Genomic DNA, 12,609 nt, shown 5'->3' with positions numbered 1-12,609 from the left:
ACTAGGAGGTGCTGGTGCCGTACGAGCCGAGCTGCTTCGTCGACTCCACGACGCGAGCGGCCATCGCCGACTCGGCGACCTTGCCCCAGGCACGGGGGTCGTAGAGCTTCTTGTTGCCGACCTCGCCGTCGAGCTTCAGCACGCCCTCGTAGTTCGAGAGCATGTAGCCGGCGATCGAGCGGGTGAACGCGTACTGCGTGTCGGTGTCGATGTTCATCTTGACGACACCGTTCGCGACGGCCTCGGCGATCTCGGCGTCGGTGGAACCCGACCCGCCGTGGAACACGAGGTCGAGCGGCTTGGGGCCGTGGCCGTACTTGGCGGTGAGGCCGTCCTGGATGGTCTTCAGCAGCTCGGGCTGGAGCTTGACGTTGCCGGGCTTGTAGACGCCGTGCACGTTGCCGAAGGTGAGGGCGGCCATGTAGCGACCCTGCTCGCCGAGGCCGAGCGCCTCGACGGTCGCGATGGCGTCGTCGAGGGTGGTGTACAGGTGCTCGTTGATGTCGTGGCTGACGCCGTCCTCTTCGCCGCCCACGACGCCGATCTCGACCTCGAGGATGGCGTTGATGGCCTTGGTGCGCTTCAGCATCTCGGTCGCGATCTCGAGGTTCTCCGTGAGCGGGACCGCCGAGCCGTCCCACATGTGGGACTGGAAGATCGGGTTGCGACCGGCCTTGACCTCTTCTTCGGAGGCGGCGATGAGCGGCATGACGAAGCCGTCGAGCGCGTCCTTCGGGCAGTGGTCGGTGTGGAGCGCGACGGTGACGGGGTAGTTCTTGGCGACCTCGGTGGCGAACTTCGCGAAGGCGATCGCGCCGGCGGCGCGGTTCTTCACGGTGTGGCCGGCGAAGTAGTCGGCGCCGCCCGTGGTGACCTGGATGATGCCGTCGGAACCGGCCTCGGTGAGGCCCTGGAGGACGGAGTTGATGGTCTGGCTGCTCGAGACGTTGAACGCCGGGTACGCGAACCCGTTCGACTTCGCCTTGTCGAGCATCGCTGCGTACTGTTCCGGGGTGGCGACGGGCATGTCTTCTCCTTGCGTGGGGACGATTCGCCTTGAAGTCTAGTGACTCGGGCTCCGAGGCATACGGCACGATGGGGACATGATCGAGCGCACTCCGGACACCGACCTCCTCGACGGCTTCCTCGACGCCACGCGGGCCGCCGCTGCCGCCGTCGCCGGTCTCGTGGGTGGCGGCGACGGCATGCGCATCGACGGGGTCGCCGTCGACGCGCTCCGCCGGGCGCTCGAATCGCTCCCGGTCGACGGGCGCGTCGTCGTGGGGGAGGGCGAGAAGGACCAAGCGCCCATGCTCTTCGTGGGCGAACGCTTCGGCACGGGTGCGGGGACGGCGATCGACCTCGCCGTCGACCCCGTGGACGGCACCAAGCTCGCGGCCGCCGGCAAGCCGGACTCCGTCGCCGTGATCGCCATCGCCCCGCGCGGTGCGATGTTCGACATCGGCCCGGCGTACTACCTCGAGAAGCTCGTCGCGGCCGGTGGGGGACGCGAGCTGTCGCTCGGCGATCCGATCGCGGTGACCCTCGACCGGCTCGCCGCGCGTGTGGGGCGGCCGGTCGAGCAGCTCCGGGTCGCGGTCCAGGACCGCCCCCGGAACGCGGCGACGGCCCAGGCCGTGACCGCCGCCGGTGCGGAGCTCGTGAGCTTCATGGACGGCGACGTCGCCCTGTCCCTGCGTGCCGCGGCCACCGACGGCGACCTCGATCTGCTCCTCGGCGTGGGCGGGGCCCCGGAGGGCATCCTCACGGCTGCCGCGGTCCGGGCCCTCGGTGGCTGGATGACGGCGCGCTTCGCACCGCAGTCGCCGGAGGAACGGGCGCGGCTTATCGAGGCAGGGACCGATCTCGACCGCGAGGTCCCACTCGACGAACTCTGCCGCGACGACGTCTGGCTGCTGCTCAGCGCCGTCACGTCGACCGCGCTCGCCGCCGGAGCCGAACTCGCCGGAGTCCGGGTCGAAGGGGACGGCGGTGTCACGGTCGAGTCCGTCGTCGTCGGTCCCGGGAGCCCGCTGACGAGGTCACGGAAGCGCCTCGATCGAGACACGCCCACCGGCCTTTCCCGCCCGGTTCGATAGGCTGAAACCCTCATCCACCGAAGCGTCGTGTCCCACGAGGCGAGCGATCCATGGAGGATCCAGTGACCCAGCCTGAAACCGGCTCCCACTATCTGCAGCCCGACCGCAACCTCGCCATGGAGCTCGTGAGAGCGACGGAGGCCGCCGCGATCCGGGCGGCGCCGTTCATCGGGCGAGGCGACAAGAACGCCGCCGACGGTGCGGCGGTCGACGCCATGCGCGCCTTCCTCGGCACCGTCAACTTCGACGGCGTGGTCGTCATCGGCGAGGGCGAGAAGGACGAAGCGCCCATGCTCTTCAACGGCGAGCACGTCGGCAACGGCCGCGGCCCGTCCTGCGACATCGCGGTCGACCCGATCGACGGCACGAGCCTCACCGCCGCCGGCCGGCAGAACGCCCTCTCCGTCATCGCCGTGTCCGACCGTGGCAGCATGTTCGACCCGTCCGCGGTGTTCTACATGGACAAGATCGTCACCGGCGCCGACGGCATCGGTGTCGTCGACATCAGCCAGTCCATCGGCGACAACATCCGCGAGCTCGCGAAGGCCAAGGGCAAGCAGCCCGAGGACATCCGCGTCGCCGTCCTCGACCGACCGCGCCACGCGCAGCTCATCGAGGAGATCCGCGCGGCCGGTGCCGGGACGCGGCTGCTGCTCGACGGCGACGTCGCGGGTGGCATCAACGCCGCGCGCTACGACTCACGGATCGACATGTGCGTCGGCATCGGCGGTACGCCCGAGGGCATCATCACCGCGTGTGCGGTGAAGGCGCTCGGCGGCCTCATCCAGGGCAAGCTCATGCCGAAGGACGACGCCGAACGTGAGCGTGCGCTCGCGGCCGGTCACGACCTCGACCGTGTCCTCGGCGCGAACGACCTCGTCCGCGGCGACAACACGTACTTCGTCGCGACGGGCGTCACCCACGGTGAACTCGTCGACGGTGTGCAGCGCAAGGGTCCGATCATCCGCACCGAGAGCCTCGTGCTGCGGTCGCGTTCCGGCACCATCCGTCGTGTCGAGGCGGACCACCTCGCTGCGAAGTGGCTGTAGCCGCTCCTCCAGCAGCGCGAAGCGCCCGGTTCCACCTCACGGTGGTGCCGGGCGCTTCGTCGTGCGGCGTTCGTGCCGGTCAGTCCTGGAGCCGGTGCGCGAGCCGGGCCTCGAGCTCGCTCGGCTCGGCATCGGACGGCTCCGGCGAGGGCTGCGCCTCCGGTGCGGTGAGGCGCTTCGGTGAGGCGTCGCTCTGGCTCACCTGACCGATGACCGTCGCCTCGTCGAGGGCGTCGAGCTTGCGCGCCGTGACGAGCACGCGGGTCTCGAACGACGAGGCGAACTGGTTGTAGTTGGTGACCGTGCTCTCGATCGACCGGCGCAGGCGGTCGGCGTGGTCCGACAGCGTCGAGAGCCGCTGGTAGAGCTCCTTGCCGAGGTCGAACAGTCGCTTCGCGTCCTCGGTGAGGACGTCCTGCTGCCAGGTGAACGCGACCGTCTTGAGGACCGCCCACAGGTTGACGGGGGAGGCGAGGGCGACCCGTTTGCCGAAGGCGTAGTCGAGCAGGCTCGCGTCGGCCTCGAGCGCTGCGGCGAGGAGCGACTCGCTCGGGATGAAGCAGATGACGAACTCCGGGCTCGACTCGAGGCCGCGCCAGTACCCCTTCGCCGCGAGGGCGTCGACGTGCGACCGCACGGCCTTCACATGCTGCGCGAGGAGGGCGGTGCGTCGCGCGGCCTCCTCGCCCGTCGCGGTGACGGGGATGGTGCTGGCTTCGAGGTACTGCGCGAACGGCACCTTCGCGTCGACCGCGATCGACTTGCCGCCGGGGAGTCGCACGACCATGTCGGGTCGGCCGACGCCGTTGTCGGAGGTGATGCTCGACTGCAGGTCGAAGTCGACGCGTTGCGTGAGGCCCGCGGCTTCGACGACGTTGCGGAGCTGGGTCTCACCCCAGACGCCGCGGGTCGCGTTGTTCCGGAGCGCCGAGGCGAGCGACTCCGTCGTGGACCGCAGGCGTTCCTCGGACTCCGAAGCCGTCTTCAGCTGCTGGGCGAGCTCACCGTGCTGGCGGCTGCGCTGCTGCTCGAGTTCCGCGACCTTCGCCTGCATGTGTTCGAGGCTGTGCTGCACGGGCGCGATGGCCTGCAGGACCTGACTCTCCTCGTGTTCCTGGCGCGATCGTCGTTCGGCGTCGGCGCGGTGGCGTTCGGCGAGCTCGCGGTACTGCTCGCGCTGGGCGTTCAGCTCACGCCCGAGACCGTCGGCTGTGGCGTCGAGGGCGGCGAGTTCGGCGCGCAGTGCGGCGCGGAGTTCCGCCTCCTTCGCGGAGGCGTCGGCGAGGAGCTGCGCCTGCTGGCCACGGAGGTCGGCGAGCTGGGCGGTGTGCCTGGCCTCGAGCAGCGCGGGGTCGACCGAACCCGCGCCGGTGCGCCGCTGCAGCAGGAGGACCGCCACGGCTGCGCCGATGACGAGTCCGATGAGGAGGCCGATCCCGAGGGCGAGTGCGCTGTCCATGCCCTCAGTGTGTCGCGGGCCGCCGACATCGGTCGGAGGCCGCGCGGCGACCGCGGGCTCAGGCGGCGACGGCCGTCCCGATGCGACCGATCTTGACGCTCGTGAGCTGCGCGAGTTCGGCGATCGAGGAGGCGCCGTGGCGGGCGGCCGCGTGGATGATGATGTGCGCGGAGGCCTCGGCGTCGCCGGTGGCGTCGTGGTGCTGGAAGTCGTCGAACCCGGCGGCGAGAGCGGCCACCGGGAGCCGGTAGGAGTCGAGCTGATACGTCTTGCGTGCGACGTTGAGACTGCACAGGTAGCTGAGGTCGGGGCAGTCGAGGCCGGTGGCTGCGCAGCCACCGCGGATGACGCCCATGTCGAAGCCGGCGTTGTGTGCGACGAGCGCGTCACCCTGGGCGAAGTCGAGGAGGGTGTCGAGCTGGTCCGCCCAACCGGGCGCACCGAGGACGTCGGTCGCGACGATCCCGTGGATGCGCGTGTTCCACTCGAGGAACGCGTCGTGTCCGGCAGGGGGCTGGATGAGCCAGCCCGCGCGGTCGACGACGACGCCGTCTCGGACCCTGACGAGGCCCACGCTGCAGGCGGAGGCGGATGACGAGTTCGCGGTCTCGAAGTCGATGGCGGTGAAATCCAGTGGCACGTCCTCACCCTCGCACCAGCGTCCGACACCGCCCGGGTGGCACGCCGCATGCCGCTCGATCGACCGTGCCGATCCGTGCCCTGAGCGGAGGCGCGACCCACGGGGCCGCGCGGCCAAGTACGATAGACCCTCGTGGCTCTTACTCTCGGCATCGTCGGCCTGCCCAACGTCGGCAAGTCCACCCTGTTCAACGCGCTCACGCGCAACAACGTGCTCGCAGCGAACTATCCGTTCGCGACGATCGAGCCGAACGTCGGCGTGGTCGAACTGCCCGACGCCCGGCTCGGCAAGCTCGCGGAGATCTTCGGCAGCGAGCGCATCCTGCCCGCCGCGGTGTCCTTCGTCGACATCGCCGGCATCGTCAAGGGCGCGAGCGAGGGGGAGGGGCTCGGCAACAAGTTCCTCGCGAACATCCGCGAGGCCGACGCCATCGCGCAGGTCGTGCGCGGCTTCGCCGACCCCGACGTCGTGCACGTCGACGGCGACGTGAACCCGGCCTCCGACATGGAGACCATCAACACCGAGCTCATCCTCGCCGACCTCGAGACGCTCGAGAAGGCGGTCACCCGGTTCGAGAAGGAGGTCAAGGGCAAGAAGCTCGACCCCTCCGTCCTCGCGGCGGCGAAGGAGGCGCAGGACGCGCTGAACGCCGGCACCCCGCTCTCGGCGACGAAGATCGACCTCGCTCCCATCAAGGAGCTCGGTCTCCTCACGGCCAAGCCGTTCATCTACGTCTTCAACGTCGACGAGGAGGTCCTCCAGGATCAGGCGAAGCTCGACGAGCTGGCCGCGCTCGTGGCGCCGGCGAAGGCCGTCTTCCTCGACGCCAAGCTCGAGTCGGAGCTCGTCGACCTCGACGAGGACGACGCCCGCGAGATGCTCGAGTCGACCGGCCAGACCGAGTCCGGCCTCGACCAGCTTGCACGCATCGGTTTCGCGACGCTCGGCCTGCAGACCTACCTCACGGCGGGCCCGAAGGAGTCGCGCGCGTGGACGATCCCGCAGGGTGCCAAGGCGCCCCAGGCGGCCGGCGTCATCCACACGGACTTCGAGAAGGGCTTCATCAAGGCCGAGGTCATCTCGTTCGACGACCTCGTCGAGACCGGCTCCGTCGCCGAGGCCCGTTCCAAGGGCAAGGCCCGCATGGAGGGCAAGGACTACGTCATGCAGGACGGCGACGTCGTGGAGTTCCGCTTCAACGTGTAGGTCCCATCACTGCGGCATCAACGGAAAGTCGTTAGGTACGCGGTAAGTTGATCGCGGGGCGGGCTCGTAATAAAGGGTGAGGACCAAGGGGGGTCACGAATGGGGGCAAACGATGTTGTCTTGCTTGAGGACATGGTCGAAAGGTCGCGGCGGGAAACCGACGGCTATAATGCCGCTGAACAGGAAGCGTATTTCGTCTCCTACCACTATTTGAATAAGTACCGTCCTAGTCACGACGACGTACTATCTGGGATTGTCGACGGAACGCGCGACGGTGGGTTGGATGCGATTCATATGTTTGCGAATGGCTACTACCTTCGCGACGATGTGAACGTGGCCGCGCTCGGTCGAAATCCTCAGTTGGATTTGGTGCTAATTCAGGTCAAAAACACGCGCGGCTTCGGCGAAAGTGCGATCGATAAACTAATCGTTCACCTTCCTAGGCTTCTAGATTTTGCGCGCGATGAAAGTGTCCTCGCCAAACAGTTCAACTCTCGAATAATCGAGATCACGCGCAGGTTCCTAGAGACTTATCGTGCGATGGACATTCCGCGTCTTCGAATCTTTGTGGCATTCGCGGCCTTGAAATCTGAACAAATGCATGAAAATGTTCGGGCAAAAGCGGACCAGCTCGAGCAGGCCCTAAAGCAGTGCTTCGGAAATTGCGAACCCGCCGTTCAGCTTCTCGATGCGGCAAGTATTGCTAACCTGGCACGAGATAAGCCACCGGTGAAGGCGGAGCTTACGCTGGCGGAAAATCCAATCTCCACGGACATGTCAGGTGGTTACGTAGGATTGGTAAAACTCTACGACTACCAGAGGTTCATCACGGACGATACCGGTAAGTTGGATGCAACGCTTTTCGACGCCAACGTTCGTGATTACGATAGTGAGTCCGGCGTGAACAAGAGTATCCAGGAGACACTCAGTAAGCAGGACAGTGACGTTGACTTCTGGTGGCTCAATAATGGCGTGACCATTGTGGCTGACCGTGTCCAGCCTGCAGGGAAGCTTCTGCACTTGGACTCTCCGCAAATCGTGAACGGGCTCCAGACTTCCCACGAGATTTATAAGCAAGGCTCCTCCAGTGAGCATTCTGAGGATCGCGGCGTACTAGTCAAAATTATCCAGGCCGATGACGACAACGTAAAAGATCGAATCATTCGCGCAACTAACAGTCAGACAATTCTTGGACTGAGTTCCTTGCGAGCGACTGACCGCGTGCAGCGAGAGATCGAAGAGTTCCTTAAGATCAAGGGTCTCTACTATGAGCGCCGCAAAAATTACTACTATAATCGCCAGATTCCTTTGAAGGAGCTTGTGTCAATTGACCAGATGGGTCAAGCGGTCCTGGCTACTCTGGTCCAGGCCCCGCACGTTTCGCGCGGCGAGGTCTCTCGGATCTTTCAGAACGAAATCTACGATGTAGTCTTCGGTGGGTCTACTCCAATGGCGACCTACTACGCCGCGATCAGGATCGTGAGAGCGGCTGAGAGCTTCTTACGTGAGAATCGAAATACCGAGGGCCAGGTGGAGGACTTCGTCTTCCACCTGGCGATGGCGGCCACAGTCGCGATGACGCGGAAGAATGAGCCAAACGCGAAGGATCTCGCCTCGATCGATGAGGTTCCGTCGCGAGAGCTACTCGCGGACCTCCTCGGCGTTGTTCAGAGAGGCTTTGCTGTTACTGCGACAGCGACCCGGGAGGTGGTTTTCGACAAGGTTTCGAAGGACGTTCGCGCCACGCAGTCCATCCGTGAACACATGGCGCGTTATCTCGCGTCCTCGCGCCGCCGCCGACGCTCTTCTGCACGTGGAAACTAGGGGGCCGAGCTGGTCGTCCCTATACAGCGGAGCGGCTTGGCGGCCGACGCGTGCATCACTTCGCATGGTTTCCTATACCTGGCCGTGGCGTAGCGTGATTGAATCGTGCTTCAATGTCTAGCACGCCGAAGGTGCACGTTCCGTTATTCACGAGTGCCAAAGCTGACGGAATGAGCACGCTCGGTGGTGGTCACCGCTTCCGCCGCTGTTCCGCGATCCACGTGTGATCGGCGATCGCCGCTGAGACGGCTTTGCGATACTGCGGGCCGTCTGTGCTGCGGTACAGATCCCTGCTGAAAAACTTCGACTCAGCTCGATAGGGTGCGCTGTTGTGGACACGCGTCGCGAGATCCGACAGGACATCGTGGTCGCCCGCGAGGTAGGCGGCGACCTCGGTGTCGTTCAGCCGGATGAGCGCGGAATCGTCGATGAGGGCGCTGTAGCTGTACCTCGCGTGGAGGTAGAGCGAACCCTCCTGCTCGACGAGGAACCACATTCCCGGTTCATGGTCGACGTAGCGCATGTCCATGCCTCGATTCTCCCAGCGGTCCGGAGGTCCGTAGGTCCGGGGAGGGGTGTTCCTACCATGAACCGGTTCATCGCAAGGAGTATGTAACGACTCGCGTTATTAACGAGGTGCGTTATACCCTGCTACGATGATCAGGTCGTTCGGCAGCCGGGATACCGAGCGATTGTGGCGTCGGGAACGAGTGAGGTCGATCGATCCTCGGATCCACCCGGTTGCGCTTCGGAAGGTTCGCCAGGTGGGTGCCGCAGAGATGCTCGACGATCTTCGGGTCCCACCGGGCAACCGACTCGAGCGGCTCAAGGGCGATCGTGCCGGGCAGCACAGCATCAGGATCAACGACCAATGGAGAATCTGTTTCGTGTGGACGGCCACGGGGGCCGAGGAGGTGGAGATCGTTGACTATCACTGACTCGAGCGGCAAGCTCGCACCGATCCACCCCGGTGAAGTGCTCATACAGGACTTCATCGAGGGGTTCGGGATCACACAGAACAAGCTGGCGGTGTCCATCGGAGTCCCACCACGTCGCATCAATGAGATCGTCCACGGCAAGCGGTCCATCACAGCGGACACCGCGCTCCGGCTTGCGAAGTACTTCGGCACTTCGGCGCAGTTCTGGCTCAACCTGCAGATGCGATATGAGCTCGATCTCGCCGAGGATCGGCTTTCGCAACAGATCGCGGCGATCACGCCACTGAAGCCTGCTGCCGCGTAGCGTCACGCTTCCACGCCGAGAGTGCACGTTCTGTCGCCTGCATGCGGGTTTTGGAACAAGACGCGCAGTCTGGGACGAGGCGATCGGCCACAGATCGTTGCACATCCGCTCGTCGGGGTTCAGCATCCCGTTGGTTCCGATGCCCCCAGCCGCCAGCGGGGTCGTGCTCCGGCGGTACGCTCGATGAGGCGCCACCCGAACGGGCGCCTGGGGGAGGCACCGGGTGACGATCGATCTGGCGAGCATGCTGGTGGTGGCGGTGATCGTCTGCGCCGCGTGCGGGATCTTCTACGGACTCGACAGTGCGCGAACCCTCGCCGGGCGCCATCTGGCGGCCTGGATGTCCGGATTCGCCACCACCCTCCTCTCGGCGGTCAGCTATCTCGCCGCCACGCTCAACGGCGACTCGGTGTGGATCGTCGCCGTCGCCAACGCCGCCATGGTCGCCTCGATCGCCGCCCTGTGGGTCGGGTGCCGGCTGTTCAACGGTCGACGCAGCCTCGTGCTGCTCGGCACCCTCTTCGTCGGGGTGACGGCGATCTCCGCCGTCCTCGACCCCACCGACGACCCGGAGTGGGCCGGCACCATCGCCCGGCTCATCTCGCTCATCATGCTGTCGTTGCTCGTCGCGTACGAGGCACGGCGGGGGCGCATGCGGACGGCGCCGGCGTCGCTGGTGCTCGTCGTCGTCATGATCCTGCACGCCGTGTTCACCGCCGTGCGCCTCGCGGTCTACCTCGCGGCGGGTCCTCACTCGGAGATCTTCGAGCGGCTGTTCAGCACGCCCATCGTGACCTACATGAACCTCGTGTTCGTCGTCGCGGTCGCCGTTGGCCTCGTCCTCCTGCGTTCCTGGGAGCGCAAGCAGCGCCTCTCCTCGGAGCGGGTGGGCGTCCGCGCGGTGGGGCGCCGCGCGTTCATCGCCGAGGCGACCCGACTCCGCGACGGGCAACAGTCCGATCGTCGTCTCACGATCCTCGTCGTGGCCATCGACGGCTACGGCGACCTCCGCCGCGCCTACGGGATGGCGACGGCGGGGGAGCTGGAGGCGCTGCTCGCCGCCGCGGTCTTCCGGGAGTTGCCGGCCGGGTCCGTCTGCACCCGCGTGTGGAGCGGGACGATCCTCGTGGCCACGTCGGTCGAACCGGGGCCGACCGGCCTCTCCGGTCTGCACGACCTCGCGGCACCGATCGCCGCCGGCTACCGGGAGGCCGTGACGCAACAGCTCGACGGTTTCGCCGGTGCTGCGAACCTCGGCGTCGTGGTGGATTCGGCCGCGCCGACCCCTGTCGAGACCCTCGTGTCGATCGCACGGACGGCCCGAGCCGACGCGGAGCGGCGAGGCGAATCGGTGCGGGTCGTCGAGTCCGCGTCGGAGACGCAGGACCGCTGACGGCGCGTACCGCTCAGCGACCCTGGCGCTTCTTGTACGGGAGCGGCTCGCCCTTGACCTTGGGCGCGCGACCCTTGCCCTTGTTCGCCTTGGCCTTACCACCCGGCGCGGGAGCCGACTTCGCTGCCGCTGCCGCAGAGGCGTCGAGTTGGCGACGCGCCTCGATGAGGAACGCGTAGCCGGCGTCCGTCAGCTGCGTGGACTCCACGTCACGGGCGAACAGTTCCGCTCCGACGCTCTCCTCGAGCTTCCGGACGTCGGCGACGACGGTGCTCCTCGGCACACCGAGCACCTTGGCCGCCTTCGCGAAGTGGAGGGTCTCCGCGGAGGCGACGAAGGAGCGCAGCTGCTTGTGGTCCATGCCCTCAGCCTACGGTCACGGCGTCAGGCTGCCGACCAGTGTCGCGTCAGCCACCCAGCTGGTCGCGTCGACGACGTCGCACGATCACCGAGGCGATACCCGCGAGCAGGCCGAGGCCGAGCAGGGAGCCGGCCACGATCGCGAGCGTGGATCCCTGGAACCCGGTGTCGGGGAGCCTCGTGATGTCTCCGGCCGGAACCGCCGGCTGACCGGGGACCTGCGGAGTGCCCGGCGGGACGGCCTCCGTGATGACGATCGTCGATTCGATGGAGTCGTCGGGTGCGGTGCCGTTGCTCGCGGTGATGGTCACCGTATAGGTCCCGGGCGTCGTCGGCGTACCGGTCACGCCACCGGTCACGCTGTCGAGGACGAGTCCCGGGGGCAGGCCACCCGAGGTGACGGTGTACGTCGCGTCGGGGCTGCCGGTCGAGGTGACCGTGCTGTCGTACGTCGTGCCGACGGTGCCGCCGGGGAGCGGAGCGGAGGTGATCTCCGGGCTCGTGGTCACGGCGGAGCCGCTGCCGTCGTCGCAGCCGGTCGGCCGGTTGATGACGGTGTTGATGAGCGTCACGGCGCCGGTGGAGGCGAGGAGACGTCCTTCGACGACCGTGCCCGCTCCCGTGGAGATGGACGTGTCGGCGAGGATCGTGCCGACGAAGGGCGCGCCTCCGTCGAGCGTGGCCTCGCTGCCGACACGCCAGAACACGTTGCAGGCGCTTGCGCCGCCGACGAGGGTCACCGAGGAACCGGTGGCGGTCTTCAGCGTGCTCGCAGCCTGGAAGACCCAGACCGACTCCGCGGTACCGGTGAGCGTCACGTTCCCGGTGAGGGAGATCTCTCCACCGGCGTAGACACCGGGAGTGAGGTTGAGGTCGGTGAGGTCACCGACCTGCTGCGGGGCCGGTGTGAGGCTGGAGGCGACGCCCATCGCGGTGAGGAGGTCGTTCTTGGCGAGGGCGGCGGGCTCGTTCGTCACGTTCTGGGTGCCGTTGACGAGGCCCGGGGGGAAGCCGGTCACGGAGCTCCCCGGGCTGAGCCCGAGGTCGCCGTTGATCGTTGTCACGCCGGTGTTGGTGACGGTCGATGCGGCGAGGACGCCGTAGTCGGCTGCCGTGCCGAGGAAGATCGGGCCGTCGATCGAGGTCGCGGCGTTCGCCGGTCCGGCACCGATGGCCAGGAGTCCGACGGTCACGACTGCCGCTGCGGCGAAGAGCCGTGGGCGAGTGCGACCGGGTCTGGCGCTGTGGTCGAGTGGGGAGAGTTCGAGGCGCATCAGGGCCCCTTCCATGTGGGAGGGGCGCGAAGCCAACGAGAATGGCGACATCAACCGCAACTG

At 66.8% G+C, this 12,609-nt stretch carries 13 protein-coding genes; 7 read left to right on the top strand and 6 right to left on the bottom strand.

The window, feature by feature from the left end; translation table 11 throughout:
• Position 1 precedes the first annotated feature (1 nt).
• Complete coding sequence (gene fbaA, locus AC4PMY_RS02370) at positions 2-1,027, bottom strand: class II fructose-bisphosphate aldolase (protein WP_064296439.1); 1,026 nt, start codon at positions 1,025-1,027, stop codon at positions 2-4.
• A 76-nt stretch (positions 1,028-1,103) separates the two neighbouring features.
• On the opposite strand from fbaA, the gene AC4PMY_RS02365 reads away from it, so the two are divergent.
• Positions 1,104-2,099 carry a fructose-bisphosphatase class II gene (locus tag AC4PMY_RS02365; RefSeq protein WP_491621911.1) on the top strand — a complete coding sequence of 332 codons (996 nt, stop codon included), beginning with the start codon at positions 1,104-1,106 and terminating at the stop codon, positions 2,097-2,099.
• 50 nt (positions 2,100-2,149) lie between these two features.
• Positions 2,150-3,148, top strand: coding sequence for a class II fructose-bisphosphatase (gene glpX / locus AC4PMY_RS02360; RefSeq protein WP_064296437.1), 999 nt, complete (start codon positions 2,150-2,152; stop codon positions 3,146-3,148).
• 79 nt (positions 3,149-3,227) lie between these two features.
• On the opposite strand, the gene AC4PMY_RS02355 is transcribed toward glpX, so the two are convergent.
• The gene (locus AC4PMY_RS02355; RefSeq protein WP_491621910.1) at positions 3,228-4,607 is read right to left on the bottom strand and encodes a DNA recombination protein RmuC; all 1,380 of its coding nucleotides are present in this window, start codon (positions 4,605-4,607) and stop codon (positions 3,228-3,230) included.
• Between the two features lie 58 nt (positions 4,608-4,665).
• Complete coding sequence (locus AC4PMY_RS02350) at positions 4,666-5,247, bottom strand: exonuclease domain-containing protein (RefSeq protein WP_071261062.1); 582 nt, start codon at positions 5,245-5,247, stop codon at positions 4,666-4,668.
• 132 nt (positions 5,248-5,379) lie between these two features.
• Between AC4PMY_RS02350 and ychF the strand changes: the two genes are divergently transcribed.
• Both ychF and AC4PMY_RS02340 read left to right on the top strand, forming a co-directional pair.
• Positions 5,380-6,453: a redox-regulated ATPase YchF gene (ychF, locus tag AC4PMY_RS02345; RefSeq protein ID WP_064296436.1), complete on the top strand. Its 1,074-nt coding sequence runs from the start codon at positions 5,380-5,382 to the stop codon at positions 6,451-6,453.
• Between the two features lie 120 nt (positions 6,454-6,573).
• Positions 6,574-8,277 (top strand): AIPR family protein, encoded by a 1,704-nt coding sequence (locus tag AC4PMY_RS02340; protein WP_491621909.1) that lies wholly within the window; start codon positions 6,574-6,576, stop codon positions 8,275-8,277.
• Positions 8,278-8,467: 190 nt separating this feature from the next.
• On the opposite strand, the gene AC4PMY_RS02335 is transcribed toward AC4PMY_RS02340, so the two are convergent.
• Entirely contained in the window at positions 8,468-8,806 is a 339-nt protein-coding gene (locus tag AC4PMY_RS02335) for a hypothetical protein (RefSeq protein ID WP_491621908.1), read from the bottom strand.
• Positions 8,807-8,933: 127 nt separating this feature from the next.
• On the opposite strand from AC4PMY_RS02335, the gene AC4PMY_RS02330 reads away from it, so the two are divergent.
• The 3 genes from AC4PMY_RS02330 (at position 8,934) to AC4PMY_RS02320 (ending at position 10,912) form a co-directional block, all read left to right on the top strand.
• On the top strand, positions 8,934-9,215 hold the full coding sequence (locus AC4PMY_RS02330) for a type II toxin-antitoxin system RelE/ParE family toxin (protein WP_491621907.1): 282 nt from the start codon (positions 8,934-8,936) through the stop codon (positions 9,213-9,215).
• Entirely contained in the window at positions 9,202-9,519 is a 318-nt protein-coding gene (locus tag AC4PMY_RS02325; protein WP_071261058.1) for a HigA family addiction module antitoxin, read from the top strand. The genes AC4PMY_RS02330 and AC4PMY_RS02325 overlap by 14 nt, the downstream gene beginning before the upstream one ends.
• Positions 9,520-9,742: 223 nt before the next feature.
• A complete protein-coding gene (locus tag AC4PMY_RS02320; protein WP_491621906.1) occupies positions 9,743-10,912 on the top strand; it encodes a hypothetical protein in 1,170 nt (389 codons plus the stop codon).
• 13 nt (positions 10,913-10,925) lie between these two features.
• Here the strand turns inward: AC4PMY_RS02320 and AC4PMY_RS02315 are convergent, their stop codons facing one another.
• Together AC4PMY_RS02315 and AC4PMY_RS02310 are read right to left on the bottom strand one after the other, a co-directional pair.
• Positions 10,926-11,273 (bottom strand): LysR family transcriptional regulator, encoded by a 348-nt coding sequence (locus tag AC4PMY_RS02315; RefSeq protein ID WP_491621905.1) that lies wholly within the window; start codon positions 11,271-11,273, stop codon positions 10,926-10,928.
• A 46-nt stretch (positions 11,274-11,319) separates the two neighbouring features.
• Complete coding sequence (locus tag AC4PMY_RS02310; RefSeq protein WP_491621904.1) at positions 11,320-12,546, bottom strand: ice-binding family protein; 1,227 nt, start codon at positions 12,544-12,546, stop codon at positions 11,320-11,322.
• Positions 12,547-12,609: the final 63 nt, after the last annotated feature.

It is taken from the genome of Plantibacter sp. MDV22-iso1 (genome assembly GCF_058408345.1).
Note: the sequence above shows the minus strand (reverse complement) of the source record. Positions and strands in the feature narration are given on the sequence as shown.

Bases quoted from the DNA above. Each gene is read 5' to 3' on its own strand.
- AC4PMY_RS02365 (WP_491621911.1), top strand. From the start codon at position 1,104: ATGATCGAGCGCACTCCGGACACCGACCTCCTCGACGGCTTCCTCGAC.
- AC4PMY_RS02315 (WP_491621905.1), bottom strand. From the start codon at position 11,273: ATGGACCACAAGCAGCTGCGCTCCTTCGTCGCCTCCGCGGAGACCCTC.
- AC4PMY_RS02355 (WP_491621910.1), bottom strand. From the start codon at position 4,607: ATGGACAGCGCACTCGCCCTCGGGATCGGCCTCCTCATCGGACTCGTC.
- AC4PMY_RS02310 (WP_491621904.1), bottom strand. From the start codon at position 12,546: ATGCGCCTCGAACTCTCCCCACTCGACCACAGCGCCAGACCCGGTCGC.
- glpX (WP_064296437.1), top strand. From the start codon at position 2,150: ATGGAGGATCCAGTGACCCAGCCTGAAACCGGCTCCCACTATCTGCAG.
- fbaA (WP_064296439.1), bottom strand. From the start codon at position 1,027: ATGCCCGTCGCCACCCCGGAACAGTACGCAGCGATGCTCGACAAGGCG.
- AC4PMY_RS02330 (WP_491621907.1), top strand. From the start codon at position 8,934: ATGATCAGGTCGTTCGGCAGCCGGGATACCGAGCGATTGTGGCGTCGG.
- AC4PMY_RS02335 (WP_491621908.1), bottom strand. From the start codon at position 8,806: ATGGACATGCGCTACGTCGACCATGAACCGGGAATGTGGTTCCTCGTC.